Genomic DNA, 26,167 nt, shown 5'->3' on the forward strand with positions numbered 1-26,167 from the left:
GAAAAGGACATGAAAGGATTAGCCTTATTGGCTGGATTCATTGCCACTCTGGTACAAATGTCAGCGTATGCCTCCGGTGATGGTGTATGCGGTTTTTCCGATGCTGATTGCGGTATGCCCGCACTTCCTTACCTCTTGCCGGATAACGACACCCGTACCAATCTCATGCTGCTGCAAAGCAGCCATAACCATATTCCGCTGCCTATCCCACAGCCGGAGCCGGATCAAACCCGTTCCCGCGTCGACCCGTTCACCGCGTACCGTGTGATGGGGCTCGACGCAGCCGAAGACAATGACGACGGCACTGACGCCGACACCGCAGCCGATCCCGGCGCACCTTCGGATGATAAAGCCAACGACGAGAATGCGTCACTGGTGCAAAAAGCGGTTCAGTTGCATTTCCCTGATACCGAGTTGGGCAAACTGCGCGATCTGACGCCCGTCGACCTGGATGGCCGCTGGATATCCAACGACCTCACCACACTTGAGCGTTTTTTCGACCTGCTGCTGGCGGATAAGTCGCTGAGCGACGCCCAGCGTACCCAGTTAGCCTTGGTCAGAACGAGGATGTTATCCAGCGATTACATCCTGGATAACGCGACAGCCGATCTGGCCGATGTCCCGGAGACGGGCCACGCCGGCGAGTTGCGGCGCTACCTCATCAGCGCCACCGCATTTTATGACGGACAATTGGATCAGGCCGACAAGGGCTTCCAACAGTTGTTGCCAGCCGACCAGCCGTGGGTGGCGGAAACCGCACGTTATATGCTGATTCGGGTGTCGATTAATCAGGCGATGAAAGACGCGCAGGACGAGTACAACATGTTCGATCCGCGCAAGATGGATAAGGCAGCCGGGCAACAGGCGGTGCAGCGTATCGATGACTACCTGAAGCAGTACCCACAAGGGAAATACGCCAACTCCGCGGAAGGTCTGTACCGCCGCGCCGAGTGGATCAGCGGTGATACCATTGCGCTGGCCCGGCGTTTTAGCAAAGCGCTGGCATCGGCCACCAGCGTGGAGCAACTGCAAACCATCGGCAACGAAATTGACAACAAACTGCTGGAAGACAGTCGTTTTGTGTCCTCAGCCGATACGCCCATCCTGATGCTGGTGCAGGATATCAAACGCCTGCGCAGCCCTGACGGTTGGATGACCTTACCCGCTCTGACGCAGGAAGAAATCACCCGTCAGCAACCGCTGTTTGAAAAAGCCGGGATGCAGGACGCGTTTCACTACCTGCAGGCGGCGTTTCAGTATTACCAATTGCGGGACGACGCAGCAGTGCTCAAAACCCTGCCGATGACCACCGCAAAGGATATCTCTGATGTGACCGCCTTTAGCAGTCAGGTGCTGCGCGGGCTGGCGATGCAACGCCAGAAACAGTGGGATGACGCGGAAGCACACTGGCGTCACCTGCTGACGTTGAAAACCACCTACACCCAGCAGCAATATCTGCAACTGGCGCTGGCACAAACGCTGGTGGATAGCGGCCATCCGGAGCGGGTCTTCACCCCCGAAAGCCCGGTCAAAAACCTGCGTTTTCGCTCTGCCATTCTGAAAGTCAGCGCCGATGCCGATCTGCTGCACCGACAGACCGGCCCGCAACAAACGCCGGAAGAGCGCGCCATCGCCCTGCACACACTGCTCACCAAACAGCTCACACACCGCGATTACGCCGGTTTCCTGAAAGACAGCGAATTGCTGAAAGTCATCGCACCGCTGAAAAGCACGGAAAACATGAGCTGGAATGAAGAAGATCTGACGCTGTTTAACTGGGACGGCAGCGATACCGAAGAGGGGTATGAATGCCCCACCTTGCAGGAAACGGTCATAGCCTTGAGCCATAACGCCAACGACGCCCACGCGCTCAACTGTATGGGTGAATTCTTCCTGCGTACTGGCAACGGCGTGGGGTTCGATTGGGGTGAAAGCAATATGCTCAACGGCCTGACGGATGCCACCGATTATTATCCAGGCCAGGAGTTCAACCGTCTGGATAATTACATGCAAGTGATTGCCGACGCGAAAGCCCCAGCGGAAGACAAGAGCTACGCGATCTACCGCGCTATTTATTGCTACGCGCCCAGCGGCTATAACGACTGCGGTTCGCAGGATATCAGCAAGGAAACCCGCAAAGCGTGGTTCCGACAGCTCAAAACCGAGTTTAAAGGTAGCCAATGGGCGCGACAGCTCAAATACTACTGGTAGTCCGTTGTACTGTTGTGCTGACAAGCCTGCTGTGCCTGAGTATCACCGCCTACGGTGCCACCGTTGACGCCGCCCGTTATCACGCGTTCTGGTTATGGGCGGCGGTACAGCCGCAACCGGTGCTCGCTCAGGCCGATACGCTTTACCTGCATCAGGGGGAAATCGCCCGCCGGAACGGCAAAACCGTTTTTCTGCGCCAGGGGATCCCAGTCAGTACGCTACCGGTCAAACACCTGTGGCTGTCGTTTCGGGTGTCTGAATTGCAGTTGGACAAATCGGGGTGGCAACGCCTGTTACATCTTCGACAGCGTTGGGCCGCCGCCGGTAATCACCTTGATGGCATCCAGCTTGATTTCGACGCCAAAAGCTACCACCTCTCCCATTACGTTGAATTTTTACAGGCGTTGCGCCAGCAATTGCCGCCCGATTGCCGGTTAAGCGTTACCGGGCTGCTGGATTGGGCCAAAACCGGCGACGTCCGACAGCTTAATCGCCTGAGCGGTGTGGTGGATGAAATCGTGGTGCAAACCTATCAAGGGCGGCACACGGTGGAGAATTACACCGCGTATCTGCCTGCGCTGTTGCGCCTGACCTTGCCGTTCCGGCTCGGGCTGGTACAACACGGCAAGTGGGATGAACAGTGGCAGCGGCGGCTGGCATCATCGCCATTCTACCGGGGCGAAGTGGTGTTCCTGCTTAACCCGACACCCGCGCGTCGTACCCCTATCCTTGCCTCTCATCATCAGTGGTGATCGGCACCGCTGATCCAGATGAGGTTCACGCGGTTAAGCCTTCAGCCAATTCGCCTGCCTGTCGTATCGTATTGTGTCGTGTCGATCGCACAGAAAACCACTTCCTCATTCCAGGGTATCGCCCCTGATTCCGCCTTACTGAATAAATTATTGACAACGCTTACTCGTTCCAATGTACGGTTTTTAGTTTAATATTTTGAATAACGTTTTAATGTCACATTAAAAAGATAAATAATCTTTTAACTGTGCAATGAACGAGATTTTCGTTCCAATCACTTTTTCAGTAAATCTGAAGGACACCTTCAACCAGAGGGGATTTTACTGTTTCACCGTCCCGCTAATATTGACGCCATGATTTGCATTCAACCCAAGAAAACATAATGAAAATCTTGTCAGTCAGTTGTCGCGGTTCCGTACCTGTGGAGGCCGCCATGTTATGGATGACGCGAGCGGATCGCCTGGATGATTGATGATATGAAATCCAGACAGCAGCATGCGTCACGGGCCAAAAGCGAACAGACCAAAGAACGCATTCTGGAAGCGGCATCAGAAATAATTCGGGACGGCGGGCTACACGCCTGCACTCAACGTGCTATCGCCGCTGAGCTGAGTATTTCACCCGGTACCATTACCTGGCATTTCAGAATTCTTGACGATCTGCACGATGCCGTTATCAGAAAGGCTGTAGAAAATTTTAAATCGCAGACGCTGAAGTGGTTCAGTGAGTGCCCACCGGACAAGCCTGAAGTTCAGTTAACCCGGTTTCTTTGCTGGACGATGCAGCAGCAAGCGCGGCTCCTGAGCGAATATGAACTTTTCGTTGCCGCCGTTGCACGACCCCGGCTAAGAGAGAGTGCGATGGAATGGGTCCGAACGCACAGTGCGATTCTGCAACAGCACTTCCGTATGAATGCGAAACAGGCGGATGCCGTAGTGGCTTATACCGATGCCTGGTTACTGCGCAGTCTTCTCAGCAACGGCACAGAAAAACCAGATGAACTCATGACCGAGCGCGTTTTTCTTTCCATCATCCAGACGCCGTAATCGGACTGTTTTCCCATAAAAATTTTTAGAACTATGCCGGGCCTTTCACTGGTCAGGTCCGGCCGCGCCATATTCTGGAAACAGAATAATCAAGTAGCTGCTTTATAACGGATTTATTTACCTTAAAAGAGGTTCATGCATGAAAAAGCAATTTAACTATCTGAACATAAGCACGCTGTCACTTCTGCTTATCGCAGGCGTTTCACATGCCGCCGTATCGCCCGAGACACGTTCCCTTGACGAACTTTACCAACGCGCATTGCAAGAAGGCCACGAAGTCACCGTCTATGCCGGTGGCGACACGGCAGGTCAGCAGGATGGCATCAAAGCCGCGTTTGAAAAACGGTTTCCTGGTATGAAACTCAACGTCATCGTGGATTACAGCAAGTTTCACGATGCACGTATTGATAACCAACTGGTGACCGGCACGCTGGTGCCTGATGTGGTTCAATTGCAAACGCTACAGGATTACCCGCGCTGGAAACAGGAAGGTGCGCTCCTGAACTATAAGCCCAGGGGATGGGACCAGATTTATCCGACGTTCAAGGATCAAGACGGTGCATGGACAGGTGTTTTTGTGGACGCGTTCTCAAATGTCGTTAACACAAAATCCCTGCCTGAAAAGGAGTGGCCAAGAGAAGCTAACGATTATTTAAATCCATCACTTAAAGGAAAAATTGTCGTCACCTGGCCAAACGACGATGATGCTGTTCTTTTCTGGTTTAAACAGGTCGTAGACAGATACGGCTGGGAATACGTTCAGAAATTTGTCGAGCAGAACCCGCAGTTAGTCAGAGGTACGCAAGCGCCTGCCGATGACGTTGAGAGCGGCAAGGCAGTAGCGACCTTCTCAACCGACGGCAGCCTGGTACCGGATGAAAAAGCACATTCGCGTTTCGTACTCCCACAGCATGATCCCTTCGTATCCTGGGCTCAGCGGGCGGCCATCATGAAAGGAGCCAAACATCCTGACGCAGCCAAGCTCTATCTCAACTGGCTTACGGACAAAGAGACACAACAAAACACCTGGTACATGTGGTCCGTCAGAACAGATGTGACCCCACCAAAAGGTTATAAGCCTATCTGGGAGTACAAAAACACCAATCCTGACGCTTTTGCGAAATTCATGCAGGACAGAGCAGCCGTGGAACGCTTCCGCTCACAGATGGCACTTTACTTCGGAGAAGTGAAAGGCGAGCCCTCACCGGGATGGTTAGGCTTACACCCACGTGAAGCCTTAGCGCATTAAAAACACACGCTTTTCGTGATAGATGGCGGTATCAACGCGGCAGTTAAACAGTCATCCATCCTGCATGCCATCGGGCGAAATAGCATGTTCCCCGATGGCATGCGTAGTCAGTCAGCGGCGGCCGCCGAACCCATTCTGACGCCAGGCTTCGTAACTGATGATCGCCACTGAATTGGACAAATTCAGGCTGCGACAATTCGGCTCCATCGGAATGCGGATGCGGTTTTCCGGTGCAAAACCATTGCGAATTTCATCCGGCAGACCGGCGGTTTCCGAGCCAAACAACAGCACATCACCCGGCTGATAGTCAGGCTCATCGTAAGGACGGCTGCCTTTGGTGGTGCAGGCGAAAATCCGCTGCCCTGCCACTGCCTGCAAAAAATCCTGATAGTTACGGTGACGGCTGACATTCGCCAGATCGTGGTAGTCCAGCCCGGCACGACGCAGCTTTTTTTCCTCGAAATCAAAACCCAAGGGTTCGATCAGGTGCAACGAGCAACCGTTGTTGGCCGCCAGACGGATAATATTGCCGGTGTTGGGTGCAATCTGCGGCTCATAGAGTGCAATATGAAACATGATTAAAGTCAGGCACGAAAAAAGGTGGGCGTCAGTATATACCCAAAATAATTCAAGTTGCAGGAAGGCGGCAAGTGAGTGAAGCCCGATGAGCTTACTCTAGTAAGTGATTCGGGTGAGCGAACGTAGCCAACACACCTGCAACTTGAAGTATGACGGGTATAGCTTATTCCTTGTCGATACCCCAGCAACGACCGGCATCACACATCGTCCGATCTGTCGGCGAAAACCAGACGCGGCTTGCATTAACCGCTAGAATAGAACCTGATAAGGCCGTCGTTTCCCCCGGAGGAGCTATGAGAGTACTGCCTTCCCTGATGTGGCTGCTGAGCCTGCCGCTGCTGGCCCAGGCCGCTACACAACCCATCTCACCCCAGCAACAGCAATTTGAAAATGGCATCAGCAGCCAGAAGCGGCTGCTACAGGAGATGCAACAAAGCCAACAATTCCAGCAGCAACAGCTCAATCAGGAAATTCAGCAGCGCAGCCGTGAACAACAGCAACAGTTGCAACAGCAACTGGAGCAAAATCGCCAGCGCATTCAGCAATCCGCCCCCGGCAATACCAACCGCAACTACTGATGTCGCCACGATCACCGAATAGGCGTCAGTGCCCGTCAAGAAATAGCCTGACGGGCACTGACAGGTGCAGGCCAGCGGCCTGAGCCTGTGTCAGACCCTCACGCCCATCAGCGTCAGGATCAACGGCGTGGTCACCCCCGCCAGCGCGGTCGACATCAGCAGGCTGGCGGCAACCGGGCCACCCAATACATTGAACTGCCGGGACATCAGGTAGATATTCACGCCCACCGCCATCGACCCCAGCAGCACCACCACACGGGTTTCCATCTCCGGCAGTCCTAATGCCAGCGCCAACCCCCACACCACCAGCGGTTGTACCACCAGTTTGATAAGGCAGATAGCCACGCTGATTTGCCACCCGTCACGGATGCGGTATTCCGCCAGCCCCATCCCCAGCGCTATCAGCGACAACGGGACGGCGATTTGCCCTAGCATGCCTATCGGCTTGTCCACCACATCCGGCAGCGGCAAACCCGTCAGGCTGTAAAACGTACCGGACAAAATGCCGATGATCAGCGGGTTTTTCAGCACGCCGAGCGCCGTTTTGGTAAACCCCTGCATCGACAACGAGCCGTTACGCGCCCACTCCACCGACACCGTCACCAGTGTCCATAAAATCAAGCCATTGAACACCAGCACCAGCGCCACGGACGGAACCGCCTGCGGCCCCAGCATCAGGGTGGCTATCGGCAGGCCAAGCATCACGTTGTTGGAGAAGATACCGCTGAGCGAAAACACCGAGCCGGAAACGCCATCCAGCCGGAATACCCGACTGGCCACCACCCGACCCAGAATGAATACCAGCAGACAACTGCCAAAGAAGGCGATGAGCAACCGGGCATCCACCGACGGTCGTTTGGAAAAGTCGCACATCATGCGAAATAGCATCGCGGGCAGCGCTACGGAAAAAACGAATTTACTCAGCGCATCGGTCACCGTGGACGACCAGTCGCCGAAACGGATCAAGGCATACCCCAGCGCAATCAGCACAAACAGCGGTAGAGAAAGAAAAATCTGGTGCCAAAGAGAAACAATAAACGTGGGCATCGCCCTTCCTTAATAAGGCGTTACTCCTCAGGCGAAGGCTGATGGCGGGTCACGACGGTAAGGCATGACGCCTTACCGGGGAGCGGGCTACATAGCCCGAGGTCATACAGGAAACGCCTGACGAAACACGCCGATTTATGGGTCGGCGTTATACGCTGTCAGGACAGACGATACCCGCCGACGTTAATTAAATTGCGGTCCAATCAAATCTATCCGGTCGGTGCAGATACAGTCAACGCCCCACTGCAACAAGGTACGCGCTCGATCGGGCTGATTGACGGTATACACCAGAATACGCAGCCCAGCGTCTTTCAACTCTCTGACGCGTGCTTCATCGAGCAGGCGGTGGTTGAGGTGAATCGAGACGCAGCCTAACCGTGTCGTCAGATTACGCCAGTCATCCTCCCACTCATCCAGCAGCAGACCACGCGGTAACTCCGGCACGGCCTGCTGTGCCGCTGCCAGCGCCTCGACCGAAAACGACGACAGCAGCGGCGCGACAGGGTGGTTGCGCCACAACTCGCGGGCGGCCAGCGCCACCACGCGGCCGGTCTGCTCATCACAGCCGGTCGTCGGTTTGATCTCGATATTGGCCGCCATGCCGTACTGTTCACAGCGTTTCGCCACTTCAGACAGCAACGGCAGGCGTTCACCCTGAAACTGGCTGCTGTACCAGCTGCCGGCGTCCAGCCCGACCAATTTGTCCCACGGCAGCTCGCCCGCCACGCCCCAGCCGTTGCTGGTGCGCTCCAGCGTGTCGTCGTGCAACAAGAAGATGTGCCCGTCCTGCGACAGCTTGGCGTCGAACTCGATCATTTTGTGACCATGCTGCGCGCCAACATCAATCGCCGCCAGTGTGTTTTCCGGTGCCAGAGAACCACCGCCACGGTGGGCGACGATAGCAGGATAAAGCCAGTTCGGGGTCATGCTTCCATCCGTAATCCGCTTTGCGAATCAAATATATGCCAGGATACCGTCGGCAGAGTAAGCCACAGGGTTTCACCCACCGCCGGACAATGCTCGTGCGACAGGCGCACCACGATATTCTGCCCCGCCCATTTGCCGTGCGCCAGATTATCCGCACCCAGCAATTCCAGCGTGTCCACCACCAGCGGTACGCCACCGGCCTCGGCGGTGGACTGCACAATGTGCTCCGGGCGCATGCCCAGCGTCACCGAACGCCCTTGCCATTCCGGTTTCGCCACCGGCAACGGCAGCGAAAAATCCGCCGACAGCTCGACCCGGTTACCGTCAGCGCTCACCTGCCCGGCCCACAAATTCATCGCAGGCGAGCCGATAAAACTGGCGACGAACAGCGATGCCGGTTTGCGGTAAATCTCTGCCGGTGCGCCGATCTGCTCCGCCACGCCTTTATTCATCACAATCACGCGATGAGCCAGCGTCATCGCCTCCACCTGATCGTGGGTGACATACAGGCTGGTGGTTTTCAGTCGTTTGTGCAGTTGTTGCAGCTCAAGACGCATCTGCACACGCAGTTTGGCATCAAGGTTGGACAACGGCTCGTCGAACAGGAATACCGATGGTTCGCGCACAATGGCACGCCCCATCGCCACGCGCTGACGCTGGCCGCCGGACAGCTCGCGCGGTTTGCGTTGCAACAACGGCTGCAATTCCAGAATACGCGCCGCTTCATCCACCCGCTGGCGAATCTGTTCTTTACCAAAGCCACGAATTTTCAGGCCGTAGGCCATGTTGTCGTAAACACTCATATGCGGATAGAGCGCGTAATTCTGGAACACCATCGCAATACCGCGATCTTTGGGTTCTTTATCCGTCACGCGCTCATCGCCGATATAAATATCGCCGCTGGTGGTCTGTTCCAGACCGGCGACCATGCGCAGCAGGGTCGATTTACCGCAGCCGGACGGTCCCACCATCACCACAAATTCGCCGTCCGCCACGTCGAGATCAATCGGTCGAATCACCTGATTTTTGCCGTCGTAGGATTTAGTGACGGCCTGAAGTTTTAAGCATGCCATAGGGTTTTATTTCTCACTATCAACCAGACCGCGAACAAACCAGCGTTGCATCAGCAAAACCACCAACAGCGGCGGTAACATCGTCATCAGCATCGCCGCCATCACCTGATGCCAGGGGGTAGCGGTATCGCCGGTGGCGATCATGCTCTGGATACCGGCTACCGCCGTACCCAAACGAGGGTCATTGATGATCAACAGCGGCCACAGATACTGGTTCCAGCCGTAGATAAAGGTGATGACAAACAGCGCCGCCAGATTGGTTTTAGACAACGGCAGTACCATGTCGAAGAAAAAGCGCATGGGGCTGGCACCGTCGATACGCGCCGCCTCCAGCAGTTCGTCCGGCAGTGTCATAAAGAACTGGCGAAACAGAAACGTGGCGGTAGCCGACGCCATCACCGGCAGGGTCAACCCGACATAACTGTTGGTCATATTCAGGTGGGAAATCACCTCCACCGTCGGGAAAATACGCACTTCCACCGGCAACATCAGGGTGGAAAAGATCATCCAGAAGAACAGGTTACGGCACGGGAAACGGAAATAGACAATGGCGTAGGCTGACAGCATCGAGACGCTGATTTTGCCGATGGTGATGGTCAGCGCCATCACAAAGCTGTTAAACAGCATCAGGCCGAATGGCGCGCTGTTGTTGTCGCCCACACCGTGCTGCCAGATATACACCATGTTTTCCCACAGGTGGCCGCCGGGGAGCAGCGACATCGGCACCTGTGACATTTGTTCCTGACTCATGGTAGCGGCGATAAACGCGACATACAGCGGGAACAGCACCACCACAATGGCGACGACCAGCATGGCGTGGCTGAAGACATCCAGCCCGCGACGGTTTTCAATCATGCGGCTGCCTGTGATTGCAAACTGGCTCATTGATAGTTCACCTTACGCTCGACAAAGCGGAACTGGATAACCGTCAACACGGTCACCACCAGCATCAGCACCACCGACTGCGCCGCCGAACTGGAGAGATCAAGACCGGCGAACCCTTCGCGGTAAATCTTGTAGATTAACGTGGTGGTCGCCTGAACCGGCCCGCCGCCAGTCGCGGCATCGATAACCGGGAAGGTATCGAAGAAGGCGTAGGTCAGGTTGACCACCAACAGGAAAAAACTCACCGGTGAAATCAGCGGCAGCACCAGATTGAAGAAACGGCGTACCGGCCCGGCACCATCAATCGCCGCCGCCTCAATCAACGAGCGGGGAATGGACTGTAGCGCCGCGAGGAAAAACAGAAAGTTGTAGCTGATTTGCTTCCAGACCGACGCCAGCACCACCAGAAACATCGCCTGACCACTGTACTGCGCGTGGTTCCAGTCATAGCCCAACTGGTGCAATAACCAGGTAATCAGCCCCAGACCGGGGTTGAACAAAAACATCCACAGTACGGCCGCCACCGCGGGCGCAACCGCATAAGGCAGAATCAGCAACGTCTGGTATAGGCGGCTAAAACGCAGGGTGTAATCCACCAATGCGGCCAGAAATAGCGACAACACCAGCCCCGAGGCCGCCACCAAAAAGCTGAACAGCAGCGTGGTGTAAAACGATCCAAGGTAATAGCTGTCGTGGAACAGATTAATGAAATTCGCCAGCCCGACGAACTGGCTGGACAGGCCGAACGGGTCGACGCTCTGCACCGAATACCAGAGCGCCTGCCCGGCTGGCCAGAGGAAAAAAATCACCGTGATAGCCAGTTGCGGCAGCACCAGCAGGTAAGGCAACAGGCTGCGGCCAAAAACAGGACGGGAAGCACTCATGCACAAGGCTCTCAGAAAACAGAATTCTCAGAAAACAGGGTTCTCAGGAAAAAACAGGGGTGGCCGAATCCCTTCGGCCCGGAATGCGATTACTTGTTCGCTTGTTCGAAGCGACGCAGCAGTACGTTGCCGCGTTCCACAGCGGCATCCAGCGCCTGCTGCGGGGTTTTCTTACCAGTCCAGACGCTTTCCAGCTCTTCGTCGACGATGGTGCGAATCTGCGGCATGTTGCCCAGACGCAGCCCTTTGGTAAACGGCAGCGGGTCTTTGTTCAGCATCTGACGGGTGGCGATATCCGCACCGGGGTTCTTGTCATAGAAACCCTGCTTTTTGGTCAGCTCGTAAGCGGCGGTGGTAATCGGCAGATAGCCGGTCTTCTGATGCCACTCAGCGGCGATTTCCGGTGTAGACAGGAACTGCATGAATTCCGCCACGCCTTTGTAGGTCGCCGCGTCTTTGCCGCTCATCACCCACAGGCTGGCACCACCGATAATGGCGTTCTGCGGCGCACCCTTAACATCGGCGTCATACGGCATCATCGCCACACCGTAGTTAAATTTGGCGTACTGACGAATATTCGCCAGCGAACCGGATGACGCGGTGGTCATCGCACAATCGCCGTTATAGAACTTCTCGGTCGGTTCGTCTTTACGGCCGTAGTAGGTGAAGTCGCCTTTCTTGTTCATGTCTTCGAGCATTTGAATATGCTTGACCTGAATCGGCTTATTGAACTCCAGCACCGCATCAAGGCCGTCGAAACCATTGTTTTTGGTGGCGATCGGCAGGCCGTGCCAGGCACTGAAGTTTTCAATCTGAATCCAGCCCTGCCAGCCGCTGGCGTAACCGCACTTCATGCCTGCAGCGCGCAGCCTGGCGGTGTAATCAGCCATCTGCTGCCAGGTTTTCGGCGGCTGCTCGGGGTCCAGACCGGCTTTTTTGAAGGCATCTTTGTTGTAATACAGCACCGGCGTTGAGCTGTTAAACGGCTGAGACAGCAGGTGACCGGTTTTGGCATCGGAGTAGTAACCGGAAACGGTCGGCACGAAAATGCTCTCATCAAACGGCACGCCCGCGTCTTTGAAGACCTGATAGACCGGCTTGATAGCCTTGCTGGCCATCATGGTCGCCGTACCGACTTCATACACCTGCAGGATAGCTGGGGCGTTACCGCTGCGAAATGCGGCAATACCCGCTGCCAGGCTCTGCTCGTAGTTGCCTTTGTACACCGGAACGATTTTGACGTCGCTGTGTGTCTGGTTGAAACGGTCAGCCAGAGAATTAACGGTCTTACCCAGTTCCCCTTCCATTGAATGCCAGAACTGGACTTCGGTAGCGGCCTGCGCCTGTGCGCTGGCGGCTAACGCCATAATGACGACGGCGGCAGTTTTACGGATAGCGTGCTGAAACATGCTGTCTCCTGAGATCATGGTGAGTACTGATGTGAGTACTGATCGTTTGTAAGTAATGATCGTTTGTAAGTACTGATTCGTTGTTAGCGCCATGAGCGAAAAAGCGCGTTTTATATTCGGCAGGTAACATGACACGCGCAGATGACAGAAAAATAACCACAATGTGACAACCAAATGACAAGTGCATACGATTGCATTCAAGGAAAGGGAACGGGGGAAGGTCGAAAGGTCAGTAATAGAATTTTATTTTTTAATCAGTACGTTGGTGAGAATCATCACCGTAGCCATCAGCCATAGTCGGCATGATCCCCATCACTGTTGAGCACAACAAACGACACCGTAAAACGTGAGCCGCCGCCAGCACGTCTGTGGCCTGAAGAGTAACGGCGATGCCTAATTACCCAGGCCAATCAACAGACCGTTCGCCAGGATCACCCGGCCACCATCACTGTTACCCCCATCTTGCCCAGTGCTTCTCTGGCAGCGACGGGTAGCCCGTTATCGGTAATGACGCTGTCGAACACCGTTATCGGCGTGGCAATCCAGGTGGCGATACGGCCATATTTGGAAGCGTCACTGAGCAGGATGCGTTTACTGCTGGCTTCGATAATTGCCCGTTTCACCGATACCTTGTCTTCGTTAGGGGTAGACAAGCCACGCAGGCTCCATGAGGAAGCAGAAACGAAAGCAATATCAATCATCAGGTTACGCAGAGCCAACGCCGCGCCCTCACCCACACAGGAGCGGTTTTCCCGGCACAGGGTGCCGCCGGTGTGGATCATGCGGCACTGGCTGGATTCGATCAGCAACGCGGCGATAGCGAAATCATTGGTCACAATCAGTAAATCATCCCGCTCTGCCAACTGGCGCGCCAGCGACAACGTGGTGGTGCCCGCATCCAGGTAAATACAACTGTTGTGCGGGATCTGCTGCGCTGCCAGCCGACCAATCGCCTCTTTCTGCTGGCTGAACATCACTGACTTATCCTGATGAGAAGGCTCCATCGCCAACCGCTCCGGCGAACGTACCCCGCCAGACACGCTGAGCAGCAGTCCATCCTGTTCCAGCTTTTGCACATCCCGTCGCACCGTCATGTGCGATACGCCCAGCATGTCCGTCAGCTCACTGATGCTGACCACACCACGTTCAGTTATCAGTGACAAAATCTTTTGATGGCGTTCTACCGGTATCACTCCCTGCTCCTGTTAATTGCTGTGATAACTATTGTGATTTTACCCTGTGCCGAGCGCGATAATTATCATAAATTCACGTCGCAAACTATGCGCTCACCGACATCCAGCGCCAATAGGGCATAACATTCCCTCTGTATGCCCACATCATGTCCATCACCCCGGCCGACTTCGTATTTTCCATTGGCGTTAATTTATGTGACATCAGTCACCGCATTACCGCTGACAAGCGCCTACATTTAACACATTACAACAAAATATCACTAAAATTAACAGAGAACGCTCTATGAACCCACAGACCCCCGCACAGTATGCTGTCGCCGTGATCGGCCTCGGCTCCATGGGATTCGGTGCCGCCGTCTCCTGTATTCGCGCCGGATTAACCACCTACGGCGTAGACATCAACCCGCACGCGCTAGAGCGGCTGCGTCAGGAAGGCGCAGAACAAGCCGACAGCAGGATCGACCACTTTGCCGCACAGCTCGATGCGGTCGTGTTGCTGGTGGTTAACGCCGCACAGGTCAACAGTATTCTGTTTGGCGAGGCCAGGGTCGCCGCACAGCTAAAACCGGGCACCGCGGTCATGGTGTCTTCCACCATTTCAGCGCAGGACGCCAAACTCATTGCCGAACGACTGGCGGAACACCAATTACTGATGCTGGATGCGCCGGTGTCTGGCGGTGCGCTCAAAGCCGCTGCCGGGGAGATGACGGTAATGGCATCCGGTAGCCACGACGCATTTGAGAAGCTGGAGCCGGTACTGAATGCCGTCGCGGGCAAGGTGTACCGTATCGGAGAAGAGATTGGCCTCGGCGCGACAGTAAAAATCATCCACCAGTTGTTGGCGGGCGTACATATCGCCGCTGGTGCCGAAGCGATGGCATTGGCCGCCCGCGCCGGTATCCCGCTGTCAGTGATGTATGACGTGGTGACCCACGCCGCGGGTAATTCCTGGATGTTCGAAAACCGCATGAAACACGTGGTAGAGGGTGACTACACGCCAAAATCTGCCGTCGATATCTTCGTCAAGGATCTGGGCCTGGTCACCGACACGGCCAAATCGTTGCACTTCCCGCTACCGCTGGCCTCCACCGCGTTCAACATGTTTACCGCCGCCAGCAACGCCGGTTTCGGTAAAGAAGACGACAGCGCGGTGATCAAGATTTTCAGTGGTATCGAACTGCCACAACAAGAATGTCCACAACCACGGGAGGACGCATGATTACCCAGGGCGTCATCGCAGATGATTTTACCGGTGCCACCGACATCGCCAGCTTTCTGGTGCAAAACGGCCTGTCGACGGTACAACTCAACGGCGTACCGTCGGCGGATTATCAGGTGAAGGCGCAGGCGGTGGTCATCAGCCTCAAGTCGCGATCCTGTCCGGTGCAGCAAGCCATCGACGATTCCCTGAGCGCACTGTCATGGTTACAGGCACAGCATTGTCAGCAGTTTTACTTCAAGTACTGCTCCACCTTCGACAGCACGGCAAACGGTAATATCGGCCCGGTAACCGACGCGCTACTGGACGCGCTGGGCGAATCGATGACGGTGATTTCCCCGGCGCTGCCGGTCAACGGTCGCACCGTGTATCAGGGCCACCTGTTTGTGATAGACCAGTTGTTATCCGACTCCGGTATGCGCCATCACCCGGTGACACCCATGACCGACAGCAGCCTGCTACGGCTGATGGAACGCCAGGCGCGCGGACGTTGCGGACTGGTGCCTTATCGTGTGATGGAGCAAGGTAGCACCGCGGTGCAACAGCAACTGACGCAACTGCGTGAACAAGGCTGCCGCTACGCGGTGTTAGACACCCTAAACGAACAGCATTTACTGACGCAGGGCGAGGCGCTGCGAACGATGAAGTTGGTCACCGGTGGCTCCGGGCTGGCGATAGGACTGGCGCGCGTCTGGGCAGGTGCCGACGCACGCCCGGCGACGAATGCAGGCGAGCCGCAACCCGGCCCGGCGGTGGTGCTTTCCGGCTCCTGCTCGGTGATGACTAACCAACAGGTGGCATGCTATCGACAGCAGGCGGCCAGTCAGGCAGTGGATGTCGCGCGCTGTCTGGCAAGCGAAGCCGGGTTGCAACGTTACGCCCGTGAACTCGCCGATTGGGCGATCGCCCATCGGGATGACACGCTGGCACCCCTGCTGTTCGCTACCGCTGAACCGCAAGCGCTGAGTGCTATTCAACAACAGTATGGTGCCGCCGCCAGCAGTCGCGCGGTAGAAACCCTGTTCGCCAGCGTGGCGGCACACTTGCAGGCTGCGGGTTTCCGCCGCTTTATCATCGCGGGTGGCGAAACCTCCAGCATCGTCGTACAAACGCTTGGTATTCGCGCCTTCCACATCGGCCCCACGATTTCACCCGGCGTACCGTGGGTCACCTCGGTGGATCACCCACTGTCGTTGGCACTCAAGTCTGGCAACTTTGGCGATGAAAACTTTTTTGCCCGCGCCCAGCCCCCCTCGTCACCCTCAACGCGTTAATAATAGGAACTGAGTGCATGAGCGAACACATCACCTTAAGCGAACATATTACCTTAAGTGAAAAACAGGCCCGCGAAGACATGGTGCGGCTGGGTGCCTCGTTCTTTCAGCGCGGCTATGCCACCGGCTCGGCCGGTAATCTGTCGCTGCTACTGGAAGACGGCAACCTGCTCGCCACCCCCACCGGCTCGTGTCTGGGGGAATTACAGGCGGAGCGCTTATCCAAAGTCAGCCTGAACGGCGAATGGTTATCTGGTGACAAACCGTCTAAAGAGGTGAGCTTTCACCGGGCACTGTATCTGAATAATCCCGACTGCCGCGCCGTGGTCCACTTGCACAGCGCTTACCTCACCGCGTTATCTTGTCTGGAAGGACTGAATACGCAGGATGTGATCCGACCGTTTACACCCTATGTCGTGATGCGGGTAGGCCCTGTCCCGCTGGTGCCCTATTACCGCCCTGGCGATGCCCGGCTGGGGGAAGACCTCGCCCGCCTGGCGCCGCATTACCGGGCATTTCTGCTGGCCAACCACGGGCCGGTTGTGACCGGCAAAGACCTGCGCGCCGCCGCAGACAATATGGAAGAGCTGGAAGAAACCGCCAGACTGATTTTTATTCTTGGTGACCGACGCATCCGTTATCTGACGGATGAAGAAATTGCCGAATTACGGAGTTAATCATGCCGAAATTTGCCGCCAATCTTTCTACGCTATTTACCGAACTGCCTTTTCTGGACCGCTTTCAGGCCGCCGCACAGGCCGGGTTCCATGCCGTTGAATTTCTGTTTCCCTATGACTATCCCGCCGACCTGCTGGCGGAGAAATTAAAGCAGTATGGACTGCAACAGGTATTATTTAATACCGCACCCGGCAACGTTGCCGCCGGAGAATGGGGCGTCACCGCACTGCCTGAGCGGGTGGATGACGCCCGTCGTGATATTCAGCTCGCGCTGGAATACGCTATCGCACTGCAGTGTCCGTCGGTACATATTATGGCAAGCGTGATACCCGAACATGCCGATATTCAGCGTTGCCAACAAACCTACATCGACAATATTCGCTACGCCGCCGATCTGTTTGCACCCTACGGCATCACCGTAATGTTGGAAGCGTTAAATCCTGGCCTCAAGCCACGCTATCTCCTCGCCAGCCAATATCAGACGTTGGATATGGTCAACCGTATAGACCGCAGCAACGTGATGGTGCAGGTTGATTTGTATCACGCACAAATTGTCGACGGTAACCTGACGCATATTTTACGCGAAATGAAAGGGCGCTATGGACATATTCAAATTGCCGCCGTACCGGGTCGTCATGAACCGGATGAAGGGGAAATAAACTACCCATTTATTTTCGATGAATTAGACAAAATAGGTTATTCCGGATGGATTGGGTGTGAATATAACCCACGTGGCAATACCGAAGCCGGATTGACCTGGATAAAACCTTATTTATTGTCATAGCCGAATGAAATAACCGAATTCATTATCACCGTGGCCTTGCCACCAGGGATAGATTTTTAAATACGCTTCCTGAAGAATGAATGGCGGTATAGGGATTTCTATTACGCATTTTTTACGAAAAATGACGCAGATATATTGCCGCCAGACATTCATGGGACACCCTTATTGATACCCTAAATAATTTGAGTTGCAGGAAGGCGGCAAGAGAGTGAATCCCGATGAGCTTACTTAAGTAAGTGATTCGGGTGAACGACAAATCGGCATACGCCGATTTGAACGCTGCTTGCAGCGGCCCAAAGGGCGAGGCCCGTTTATGGGCCGAGTAACGCAGCCAACACACCTGCAACTTAAAGTATGACGGGTATATAACGCATAACGATATTAATAATACCCTTCCCCCATTGCGAGGATAACCTATGTCTACCGCGCTGTTGCTTACCATCGCCATCGCTGGCGTCCTGATTCTGCTGCTGATGGTCATCAAGGCCAAAGTTCATCCTTTTGTCGCGCTGCTGGTTGTCAGTTTCATGGTGGCGCTCGCTACCGGCATTCCGGTAGATAACATCATGAAAGCCATCACCGGCGGCATGGGCGGTTTACTGGGCTCCATCACTATCATTATTGGTCTTGGCGCCATGCTGGGCGGCATGATAGAAGCCTCCAACGGCGCAGAATCTCTGGCACAGCGCTTTACCCGCAGCCTTGGCCCCAAACACACCGTGGCCGCGCTGACCATGGCCGCCTTTATTCTGGGTATCCCGGTGTTTTTTGAGGTCGGTTTTATCATCGTGGTCCCCATTATTTACGGGTTCAGTAAAGTCGCCCATGTTTCGCCGCTAAAATTCGGCCTGCCGATGGCAGGGGTGATGCTGGCAGTACATGTCGCGCTGCCGACCCACCCCGGCGCGGCGGCGGCAGGAGCCATGCTGGGTACCGACATTGGCTGGCTGATGATGGTCGGTATCGCCATCGCCATTCCGGCCAGTATTGTTGGCTACTTTACCGCTCGTAGCATGAACCGCCGCCACTATGCCTTGTCTATCGAGGTGCTGGAACAGATGCAGTTGTCCAAACCAGAATCCAGCACATTACCGGAATCCAGCACAGCGCCCGGTCATCAAGCAGTTCCCGGCGCTGGCCTGATAGCCAGCCTGATCGTTATCCCTATCGGCATTATTCTGCTGGGCACGATTGCGGCTACCACCCTGCCTGCCGACAATCTGCTGCGTAAAGCGATGGTACTGGCGGGCACACCGGCGGTTGCCCTGTTGATTGCCCTGGCGCTGGCGACCTATTTTCTGGCACTGCGTCGCGGCTGGTCGAAAGACAAAATCAGTGATGTGATGAGCGCCGCCATTCCTACTTCCGCCGCGGTGATCATGGTCGCTGGCGCTGGCGGTGCCTTTGGTAAGGTACTGGTGGAATCCGGCGTCGGCAAAGCGCTGGCCGAATCCCTGACCGCCATTCATCTGCCCATCATTCCCGCCGCCTTTATCATCTCGTTGGCGCTGCGTGCCTCGCAAGGCTCTGCCACCGTGGCTATCATCACCACCAGTGGTTTACTGAGTCAGGCGGTCAGTGGCATGAGTCACATGCAGTTGGTGCTGGTCACGCTATCCGCCTGTTTTGGTGGGCTGGGTCTGTCCCACGTCAATGACGCCGGTTTCTGGGTGGTCACCCGCTATCTGGGGCTGTCGGTCGCCGACGGTCTGAAAACCTGGACGGTACTGACCACCGTTATGGGTTTGGTGGGTTTCATGATTATTCAGATATTGTGGTTTATTATTTGACCGACATCATTTCCTGCTTGCGCGTTCTCCCCTTTCTTTAACGTAAAACTGTAAAAATACGAGCAGAATTGCAAAAACGCCACCTGAACTTATCAGGTGGCGTTTTATTTGACCTTGCGCACTTTACATTCGACAAATCAAATTATATTCCTTACTCTTATTAACCAGCACATCCATGATTAATTTTATTTAAGGCTATCTTTTTAAGTTGATCATTGATTTCAACGATTCATGTTACTGGCTCTTATAAAACATCATCTTATCTATTCATAGAATACAGGTAATAAACGGGAGAATTGTCGGCGAGCTCACAGAAATATTCATATGAAATAGAATCAACCTAAATGATACACACTCAGAACTATTTAACCTCCTGGACGAGGTAAAAATAATACATGGAATACACGACGTTAAGGACATCTATGAACGCGCTAAAAAAAATGAAGCTGGGCACCATGCTGAGTGCTGGATTCGCCCTGGTCATCGTAATCGGCTTGCTGGTCGCGACCTTCGGCCGAACCCAACTGGTGGGACTCGGGGATGACATCGATCACCTCTCCTCCACGACCCTCACCAACATGATGTTGATTCAGGAAGCCAAAACCGGCTTCGATACCAATTCCCGTCTGGTACGTAATATCGCACTCAGTAACGACCCCGAACGTATCGCGGCTGAAAAACAGCAGATCGACCGGCAGATAGCGCGTAACACCGAAGTGCTCAAACAACTCTCCGAGCGGCTGGATACACCAGACACGCGCGACCAGCTCAACCAGTTGACGCTGGCGCGTCCCGCTTATCTGCAAGCCTTCAATAAAGCGGTCGCTCTGGGGATGTCCACCCAGCAGGAGCAGCGCACCCAGGCGCGTGACCTGATTCTTAACGACATGCAAACCGCCCAAAACGGCGTATTCAAGGCGCTGGACAACATGCTCGACTTTCAAAAGAAAGTCACCATGAATGTGGTCGAAAGCTCGATGCGTGATGCCCGTTCCGATGGCTCGGTGATGCTGACGCTGGCGCTGGTCGCGGCTGTACTCGGTGCGCTGACCGCCTGGCTTATCACCCGCACGGTAAAAGGCCAGTTGGGCGGCGAACCGGCGTATGCCGCTGCGGTGGCGCAAAAAATCTCTGACGGCAATTTGGCTTTTCAGGTTGAACTGCGCACAGGCGATACCCATAGCGTGCTGGCCGCCATGAATGAGATGCGGGAGAAACTGGGGCAGATTGTTACCCAGGTTCGCCAGAGCAGTGAATCTATCGCCACCGGCGCCAGCGAAATCGCCGCCGGCAGTACCGACCTGAGCCAGCGTACCGAAGAGCAGGCCGCCAGCCTGCAACAGACCGCCGCCTCGATGGAACAGATGAGCCAGACCATCCGCCAGAATGGCGATACCGTGCGTACGGCGTCCACACTGGCGCAATCCGCCAGCTCAACCGCCGCCAAAGGCGGCGAAGCCGTCAGTAACATCGTTCGCACCATGGAAGAGATCTCTCACAGCTCGCACAAAATTGGCGACATTATTAGCGTCATTGACGGCATTGCTTTCCAGACCAATATTCTGGCCCTCAACGCAGCGGTGGAAGCGGCCCGTGCCGGTGAGCAAGGGCGCGGCTTTGCCGTCGTGGCCGGTGAAGTCAGAAACCTGGCGCAGCGTTCCGCTTCGGCGGCCAAAGAGATCAAGGAGCTGATTACCGCCAGCGTCGAAAAAGTGGAAGTGGGCTCGGTGCTAGTCAGCGAAGCCGGTTCCACCATCGACGAACTGGTGAAGCAGGCGCGTCACGTCGCGGATTTGATCGGCGAAATCGGTGTGACCACGCATGAGCAGGAATCCGGCATCTCGCAAATTAACGATGCGGTCAACCAGCTCGATCAGGTCACCCAGCAGAACGCCTCTCTGGTGGAAGAGTCAGCCAGTGCGGCCGACAGCCTGAGTGATCAGGCGGCAAAACTGGTGGAACTGATGAGTATCTTCACGATTCAGAATACCTTTGGCCAGCAGCAGCCGCCTTCATTGCAAAAACCGGGAATGTCATCGCATAAGTTAGCGCCGTCCAGACTGGCGCTGGCAAACGACACCGGCAGCAACGGCAACTGGGAACAGTTCTAAACGACCTTTTCTCCTGACACCGCCACGGCAACGTGGCGGGCTATCCTGACTAAAAATACCTGATACCACGATTAATAACGGGGTCTATTATCAGCCACTGTCGTATATCCACAACGATACACATTTTAAAAAAATGATTCCCCCAGGGTTACATGTCGTCACCCCATATAAAATAACGCACATGACTATTATTATTTTCGCCACCAAAGAAAATAAAAAAATAAATGCAATACACTGATTATTAATGATTAAAAAAACTAAATCACAATTAATAAAATTTATTTCACATCTTAAGATATAACAAAGACTCATCGATTAGATTAATCCTCGACATCACAAATAACCTGGCGAATTTGGTATTCGTTCTTTCTTATGTCCGTAATCATTCACATTGCGGCAAGGCAGAAAATAACGCTGCAACGTGAAGAACGACGGGTAACACGCACCGGTTTGTCGTGATTAAAAACAACATTCGGGGGATACACCATGAGCATTCTGAAGAACATGAAACTTGCCACCATGCTGGGCGCAGGTTTTGCCATCGTGCTGGTCATCAGCTTTTTTGTCTCTGGCTATGGACAGCTTCAATTACGCCAGCAGGGCAACACCATCAATACGCTGGCCAGCGACCAGTTGGAAGGGTTACTGCTGGTGCAGGAATTGAAAGATAACCTGAACAGCATCGCGATTGTGGTACGCGAGCTGACATTATTCACCGCGCCGGATCAGGTGGAACAGTACAAGCAGCAAATTAGCAAAACCATTGCGCGAAACAACGAGGTGATTAAACGCATCGGCGAACTGGTGAACAGCCCCAAAGAAAAATCGCTGTTTGATGGCATCAATCAGGCACGTCCAATAAGCCTGGCTGCCACGCAAAAAGCCCTTGCACTCAGCCTGAATGGCAAGCTGGATGAAGCCAAAGCCGCCATCATCAATGAAGTCAAACCGGCGCAGGAAAATTACTTCAAAGCCATTAACGATATGGTGAGCTACCAGAAAAGCGACACCCGCCGGTCGGCTGACGATGCCAGCGACGCAGCACGCACCGCCGGTATCCTGATGCTGGCACTCACCGCCATCTCGACGGTACTGGGTATCGCGATTGCCTGGTTGATTACCCGCCGTATCAAAAAGATGCTGGGTGGCGAACCGGCGTATGCCTCTGACATCGCGCGTCAGATTGCCAACGGCAACCTGGCCATCAACGTCGAACTGCAAGCCGGGGATACCACCAGCCTGCTGGCGGCCATGGGCGACATGCGTACCAAACTGAGCGATATCGTGCTTCAGGTACACGACAGCAGCGGCTCAATTTCCACCGGCTCCAGTGAAATCGCTATCGGCAGCAACGACCTGAGCCGCCGCACCGAAGAACAGGCCGCCAGCGTGCAAGAAACCGCTGCCTCGATGGAACAGATTAGCCAGACTATCCGCCAGAATGGTGAAACGGTGCGCGAAGCGGCCCAGCTTGCCAGCGCTGCCAGCCAGACGGCGACTAAAGGCAACGATGTGGTACGCGATGTTATCACCACCATGGGCGACATCAGCACCAGCTCCCGTAAGATTGGCGACATCATTACCGTGATTGACGGCATCGCCTTCCAGACCAACATCCTGGCGCTCAATGCCGCAGTAGAAGCCGCCCGTGCCGGTGAACAAGGACGCGGTTTTGCAGTGGTAGCCGGAGAAGTTCGCTCACTGGCGCAGCGTTCAGCATCTGCTGCCCGCGAAATTAAAGAACTCATCACCACCAGCATGGAAAAAGTGGAAAGCGGCTCTCAACTGGTATCGCATGCCGGTGAAACGATGACGGATATTGTGACTCAGGCACAGCATGTGGCCGACCTGATTAGCGAAATCGGCGTCACCACGCAGGAACAGGAATCCGGTATCTCGCAAATCAATCAGGCCATCACCCAGTTGGATAGCGTCACCCAGCAAAACGCCGCCCTGGTGGAAGAGTCGACCAGTGCCGCTGAGAGCCTGAGCGAACAGGCCGCGAAGCTGGTAGAACTGATGAGTGTGTTTAACATTGCGCACGCCACGGCCACACCGTCACCGTCTCCATCGCCGCGCCGTCAGCCACAGACTACACCGGCGTTAAGAAAACCGGCCACGCTTAAACCGGCCCTGAAACCCGCGCTGGCAAGCAGAAACAATAACCACGACTGGGAACAGTTCTAAGCCCGACCACACGACGAACCGCGACATCCTCCCCCAACCGCCACCTCACCGTGGCGGTTTCTTTTGTCTCCCCAACGTGCCGCACGGTGAAAGCCTCTGCGTATTAACGGGCGTTTATCTTGCTGGGGTTACCACGATGAATTCCCTTCCCACGGCAATGCCATTACAAAATAGTTGGCTTTACTCGAAAATACATTATGTAACTTTCATTAAGAAAATGAATCTAATTACGTCAGTAACGATTCATTAAATAATAATAAAAATTTTTATTACATTTATCGACAAACGAAAAAAAACCCGACATACTGCAATTCGTTCAGGAAGAGCAATCATTTTCAGGTCACTCAATACCTGAATGCACCATGTCGTACATGCCTTTAGTTTAAATTAGAGTTGCTAATAGATTAGCACATTAACGGTTTAATTCTCACCCGCAGGCCAGCGTTTCCCTGACGAAGTTATTTCGCCAGCGGTCTTGTTATTGCCTGGAATACGCTACGGAAGCCAATATTGATACCCGAAATAATTCGGATATACATCAGGGATAAAATAAATCTTATATAAAAAAGGTGACGTTATGCGTTTTTTTAAAGACATGAAATTAGGCTCTATGTTAGGCATTGGGTTCACAATGGTTATCGTCATCGGCTTTCTGGTGGCGATTTATGGTCAACTACAATTACGCCAGCTAGGTACAGATATTCAGACGCTATCCCAAAAACGCATTACTAATTTGCTGTTGATACAGGAATACAAAGACAACATGAATATTGCTGCCCGGGTCATCAGGAATATTGTGTTGCTCTCTGAACCACAGCAAATGGCGATAGAAAAACAGCGCCTTGATAATATGGCACCCAGAAATAACGAGATTATCGCAACACTCCATAACGCCGCGACCACCGCTGAACAAAAAGCCCTGATCGCCCAGCTTGACCAATACCGCCCGATTTATGAGGAAGCGGTCAAAAAGGCGCTCGAAAAAGGGCTGGCAAATAAAGACGACGAAGCCAGAGAATTTATTCTCACCGATGTACGCCGCGCTCAGGATTCGCTCTTTAAGGTCATCGACACCATGTTGGCGTACCAAAAAAATGCCACCACCGTGACGGCTGAAAATTCGCAATCTCAGGCTGTCAACGCCGGTGTCATCATGCTCTCGCTGGCGGTATTGATTACCCTCGTGGGTAGCCTGATTGCCTGGCTGATTACCCGCCGCATTAAGGGCCAACTGGGTGGCGAACCCGCTTACGCCTCACATATCGCCCAACAGGTGGCACAGGGTGACTTGTCGGTAAATGTGATGCTCAAAGCCAACGACCAGCACAGCCTGCTGGCTGCCATGCGCGCGATGCGTGATAGCCTCAGCCATATCGTCAGTCAGGTACGCCAGAGCAGTGAATCCATCGCCACCGGTTCTCAGCAAATCGCCATGGGCAATACCGACCTGAGCAGCCGTACCGAGGAGCAGGCCGCCAGCCTGCAACAAACTGCGGCCTCAATGGAACAAATTAGCCAGACTATCCGCCAGAATGGTGAAACGGTGCGTGAAGCCGCCCAACTCGCGGCGCACGCCAGCGATACCGCCGCCAAAGGCAGTGACGTGGTGGGCAATGTCATCCGCACGATGGACGGCATCAGCGCCAGCTCGCGCAAAATCGGCGATATCATCAGTGTCATCGACAGCATCGCCTTCCAGACCAACATCCTGGCGCTGAACGCCGCGGTGGAAGCCGCCCGTGCCGGAGAGCAAGGCCGGGGCTTTGCGGTGGTGGCCGGTGAGGTGCGTTCGCTGGCGCAACGCTCTGCCTCTGCCGCCCGGGAAATCAAGGAATTGATTACCGAAAGCATGGAGCAGGTAGCAAGCGGTGCCCAACTGGTCGGCAGCGCAGGCACCACCATGGATGATATCGTGACGCAAGCGCACCGCGTCGCCCAATTAATCAAAGAGATCGGTGTGACGACCACCGAACAGGAATCTGGCATCAGTCAGATTAATCAGGCGGTCAACCAGCTCGATCAGGTCACCCAGCAGAACGCCGCACTGGTAGAGGAATCGGCCAGCGCCGCTGAAAGCCTGAGCGACCAGGCCCGCCATCTGGTGCAATTGATGAATGTGTTCGTCGTGACGGAACATCATCAGCCACATGAGCAAGTCGCGTATCGCCCCCGTAGCGATTTGCGGCTGGCGCTGACGTCACACTAACCTTGCAACCTCACCAGTCTTACTGATAAGACCGTGGGAAGTGGACAATAGACGCCACTTCCCCCTTATCTTCATCTTCCCGTCAAT

At 54.6% G+C, this 26,167-nt stretch carries 21 protein-coding genes; 13 read left to right on the top strand and 8 right to left on the bottom strand.

What is annotated here, in order from left to right; translation table 11 throughout:
• Nucleotides 1–9: 9 nt before the first annotated feature.
• From DD586_RS19960 to DD586_RS19975, 4 genes are all read left to right on the top strand, one after another.
• Nucleotides 10–2,211 carry a hypothetical protein gene (locus tag DD586_RS19960; protein WP_012886598.1) on the top strand — a complete coding sequence of 734 codons (2,202 nt, stop codon included), beginning with the start codon at nt 10–12 and terminating at the stop codon, nt 2,209–2,211.
• Nucleotides 2,181–2,963, top strand: a complete 783-nt coding sequence (locus DD586_RS19965; RefSeq protein ID WP_012886599.1) for a DUF3142 domain-containing protein — start codon at nt 2,181–2,183, stop codon at nt 2,961–2,963. The genes DD586_RS19960 and DD586_RS19965 overlap by 31 nt, the downstream gene beginning before the upstream one ends.
• Before the next feature lie 474 nt (nt 2,964–3,437).
• The gene (locus tag DD586_RS19970) at nt 3,438–4,007 is read left to right on the top strand and encodes a TetR/AcrR family transcriptional regulator (RefSeq protein WP_041165126.1); all 570 of its coding nucleotides are present in this window, start codon (nt 3,438–3,440) and stop codon (nt 4,005–4,007) included.
• 139 nt (nt 4,008–4,146) lie between these two features.
• Nucleotides 4,147–5,256: an ABC transporter substrate-binding protein gene (locus DD586_RS19975; protein WP_012886601.1), complete on the top strand. Its 1,110-nt coding sequence runs from the start codon at nt 4,147–4,149 to the stop codon at nt 5,254–5,256.
• A 111-nt stretch (nt 5,257–5,367) separates the two neighbouring features.
• On the opposite strand, the gene DD586_RS19980 is transcribed toward DD586_RS19975, so the two are convergent.
• Nucleotides 5,368–5,832: a tRNA (cytidine(34)-2'-O)-methyltransferase gene (locus DD586_RS19980; protein ID WP_012886602.1), complete on the bottom strand. Its 465-nt coding sequence runs from the start codon at nt 5,830–5,832 to the stop codon at nt 5,368–5,370.
• A 296-nt stretch (nt 5,833–6,128) separates the two neighbouring features.
• On the opposite strand from DD586_RS19980, the gene DD586_RS19985 reads away from it, so the two are divergent.
• Entirely contained in the window at nt 6,129–6,413 is a 285-nt protein-coding gene (locus DD586_RS19985) for a DUF2756 domain-containing protein (protein WP_012886603.1), read from the top strand.
• Nucleotides 6,414–6,503: 90 nt separating this feature from the next.
• Here DD586_RS19985 and DD586_RS19990 read toward each other — a convergent pair whose 3' ends face one another.
• The 7 genes from DD586_RS19990 to ygbI form a co-directional block, all read right to left on the bottom strand.
• Nucleotides 6,504–7,460, bottom strand: coding sequence for an AEC family transporter (locus DD586_RS19990; protein WP_012886604.1), 957 nt, complete (start codon nt 7,458–7,460; stop codon nt 6,504–6,506).
• 183 nt (nt 7,461–7,643) lie between these two features.
• A complete protein-coding gene (ugpQ, locus tag DD586_RS19995; RefSeq protein WP_012886605.1) occupies nt 7,644–8,387 on the bottom strand; it encodes a glycerophosphodiester phosphodiesterase in 744 nt (247 codons plus the stop codon).
• On the bottom strand, nt 8,384–9,460 hold the full coding sequence (locus DD586_RS20000; protein ID WP_012886606.1) for a sn-glycerol-3-phosphate import ATP-binding protein UgpC: 1,077 nt from the start codon (nt 9,458–9,460) through the stop codon (nt 8,384–8,386). Before DD586_RS20000 ends, ugpQ begins: the two co-directional genes overlap by 4 nt.
• A 6-nt stretch (nt 9,461–9,466) precedes the next feature.
• Nucleotides 9,467–10,315: a sn-glycerol-3-phosphate ABC transporter permease UgpE gene (gene ugpE, locus DD586_RS20005; RefSeq protein ID WP_038925730.1), complete on the bottom strand. Its 849-nt coding sequence runs from the start codon at nt 10,313–10,315 to the stop codon at nt 9,467–9,469.
• 26 nt (nt 10,316–10,341) lie between these two features.
• Nucleotides 10,342–11,229: a sn-glycerol-3-phosphate ABC transporter permease UgpA gene (gene ugpA / locus DD586_RS20010; protein WP_012886608.1), complete on the bottom strand. Its 888-nt coding sequence runs from the start codon at nt 11,227–11,229 to the stop codon at nt 10,342–10,344.
• 89 nt (nt 11,230–11,318) lie between these two features.
• Complete coding sequence (gene ugpB, locus DD586_RS20015) at nt 11,319–12,638, bottom strand: sn-glycerol-3-phosphate ABC transporter substrate-binding protein UgpB (RefSeq protein WP_012886609.1); 1,320 nt, start codon at nt 12,636–12,638, stop codon at nt 11,319–11,321.
• Nucleotides 12,639–13,069: 431 nt separating this feature from the next.
• The gene (gene ygbI / locus DD586_RS20020; RefSeq protein ID WP_012886610.1) at nt 13,070–13,831 is read right to left on the bottom strand and encodes a DNA-binding transcriptional repressor YgbI; all 762 of its coding nucleotides are present in this window, start codon (nt 13,829–13,831) and stop codon (nt 13,070–13,072) included.
• 283 nt (nt 13,832–14,114) lie between these two features.
• Here ygbI and ltnD point away from each other — a divergent pair, with 283 nt between their 5' ends.
• The 8 genes from ltnD (at nt 14,115) to DD586_RS20060 (ending at nt 26,080) form a co-directional block, all read left to right on the top strand.
• Nucleotides 14,115–15,050, top strand: a complete 936-nt coding sequence (gene ltnD / locus DD586_RS20025) for an L-threonate dehydrogenase (RefSeq protein ID WP_012886611.1) — start codon at nt 14,115–14,117, stop codon at nt 15,048–15,050.
• Nucleotides 15,047–16,324 carry a 3-oxo-tetronate kinase gene (gene otnK / locus DD586_RS20030; protein ID WP_012886612.1) on the top strand — a complete coding sequence of 426 codons (1,278 nt, stop codon included), beginning with the start codon at nt 15,047–15,049 and terminating at the stop codon, nt 16,322–16,324. Before ltnD ends, otnK begins: the two co-directional genes overlap by 4 nt.
• 17 nt (nt 16,325–16,341) lie before the next feature.
• The gene (gene otnC, locus DD586_RS20035; RefSeq protein ID WP_012886613.1) at nt 16,342–17,001 is read left to right on the top strand and encodes a 3-oxo-tetronate 4-phosphate decarboxylase; all 660 of its coding nucleotides are present in this window, start codon (nt 16,342–16,344) and stop codon (nt 16,999–17,001) included.
• Between the two features lie 2 nt (nt 17,002–17,003).
• A complete protein-coding gene (gene otnI / locus DD586_RS20040; RefSeq protein ID WP_012886614.1) occupies nt 17,004–17,786 on the top strand; it encodes a 2-oxo-tetronate isomerase in 783 nt (260 codons plus the stop codon).
• Nucleotides 17,787–18,202: 416 nt separating this feature from the next.
• Nucleotides 18,203–19,576: a GntP family transporter gene (locus DD586_RS20045; RefSeq protein ID WP_012886615.1), complete on the top strand. Its 1,374-nt coding sequence runs from the start codon at nt 18,203–18,205 to the stop codon at nt 19,574–19,576.
• A gap of 422 nt (nt 19,577–19,998) precedes the next feature.
• Complete coding sequence (locus DD586_RS20050; protein ID WP_012886616.1) at nt 19,999–21,687, top strand: methyl-accepting chemotaxis protein; 1,689 nt, start codon at nt 19,999–20,001, stop codon at nt 21,685–21,687.
• Nucleotides 21,688–22,173: 486 nt separating this feature from the next.
• A complete protein-coding gene (locus tag DD586_RS20055; protein ID WP_012886617.1) occupies nt 22,174–23,874 on the top strand; it encodes a methyl-accepting chemotaxis protein in 1,701 nt (566 codons plus the stop codon).
• A 577-nt stretch (nt 23,875–24,451) separates the two neighbouring features.
• Complete coding sequence (locus DD586_RS20060) at nt 24,452–26,080, top strand: methyl-accepting chemotaxis protein (protein ID WP_012886618.1); 1,629 nt, start codon at nt 24,452–24,454, stop codon at nt 26,078–26,080.
• Nucleotides 26,081–26,167: the final 87 nt, after the last annotated feature.

It is taken from the genome of Dickeya parazeae Ech586 (assembly GCF_000025065.1).
Lineage (GTDB): Bacteria > Pseudomonadota > Gammaproteobacteria > Enterobacterales > Enterobacteriaceae > Dickeya > Dickeya zeae.

Excerpts from the sequence above, each read along its gene's own strand:
- DD586_RS19960 (WP_012886598.1), top strand. The coding sequence starts at position 10 with ATGAAAGGATTAGCCTTATTGGCTGGATTCATTGCCACTCTGGTACAA.
- DD586_RS19965 (WP_012886599.1), top strand. The coding sequence starts at position 2,181 with ATGGGCGCGACAGCTCAAATACTACTGGTAGTCCGTTGTACTGTTGTG.
- DD586_RS19970 (WP_041165126.1), top strand. The coding sequence starts at position 3,438 with ATGAAATCCAGACAGCAGCATGCGTCACGGGCCAAAAGCGAACAGACC.
- DD586_RS19975 (WP_012886601.1), top strand. The coding sequence starts at position 4,147 with ATGAAAAAGCAATTTAACTATCTGAACATAAGCACGCTGTCACTTCTG.
- DD586_RS19980 (WP_012886602.1), bottom strand. The coding sequence starts at position 5,832 with ATGTTTCATATTGCACTCTATGAGCCGCAGATTGCACCCAACACCGGC.
- DD586_RS19985 (WP_012886603.1), top strand. The coding sequence starts at position 6,129 with ATGAGAGTACTGCCTTCCCTGATGTGGCTGCTGAGCCTGCCGCTGCTG.
- DD586_RS19990 (WP_012886604.1), bottom strand. The coding sequence starts at position 7,460 with ATGCCCACGTTTATTGTTTCTCTTTGGCACCAGATTTTTCTTTCTCTA.
- ugpQ (WP_012886605.1), bottom strand. The coding sequence starts at position 8,387 with ATGACCCCGAACTGGCTTTATCCTGCTATCGTCGCCCACCGTGGCGGT.
- DD586_RS20000 (WP_012886606.1), bottom strand. The coding sequence starts at position 9,460 with ATGGCATGCTTAAAACTTCAGGCCGTCACTAAATCCTACGACGGCAAA.
- ugpE (WP_038925730.1), bottom strand. The coding sequence starts at position 10,315 with ATGATTGAAAACCGTCGCGGGCTGGATGTCTTCAGCCACGCCATGCTG.
- ugpA (WP_012886608.1), bottom strand. The coding sequence starts at position 11,229 with ATGAGTGCTTCCCGTCCTGTTTTTGGCCGCAGCCTGTTGCCTTACCTG.
- ugpB (WP_012886609.1), bottom strand. The coding sequence starts at position 12,638 with ATGTTTCAGCACGCTATCCGTAAAACTGCCGCCGTCGTCATTATGGCG.
- ltnD (WP_012886611.1), top strand. The coding sequence starts at position 14,115 with ATGAACCCACAGACCCCCGCACAGTATGCTGTCGCCGTGATCGGCCTC.
- otnK (WP_012886612.1), top strand. The coding sequence starts at position 15,047 with ATGATTACCCAGGGCGTCATCGCAGATGATTTTACCGGTGCCACCGAC.
- otnC (WP_012886613.1), top strand. The coding sequence starts at position 16,342 with ATGAGCGAACACATCACCTTAAGCGAACATATTACCTTAAGTGAAAAA.
- otnI (WP_012886614.1), top strand. The coding sequence starts at position 17,004 with ATGCCGAAATTTGCCGCCAATCTTTCTACGCTATTTACCGAACTGCCT.
- DD586_RS20045 (WP_012886615.1), top strand. The coding sequence starts at position 18,203 with ATGTCTACCGCGCTGTTGCTTACCATCGCCATCGCTGGCGTCCTGATT.
- DD586_RS20050 (WP_012886616.1), top strand. The coding sequence starts at position 19,999 with ATGAACGCGCTAAAAAAAATGAAGCTGGGCACCATGCTGAGTGCTGGA.
- DD586_RS20055 (WP_012886617.1), top strand. The coding sequence starts at position 22,174 with ATGAGCATTCTGAAGAACATGAAACTTGCCACCATGCTGGGCGCAGGT.
- DD586_RS20060 (WP_012886618.1), top strand. The coding sequence starts at position 24,452 with ATGCGTTTTTTTAAAGACATGAAATTAGGCTCTATGTTAGGCATTGGG.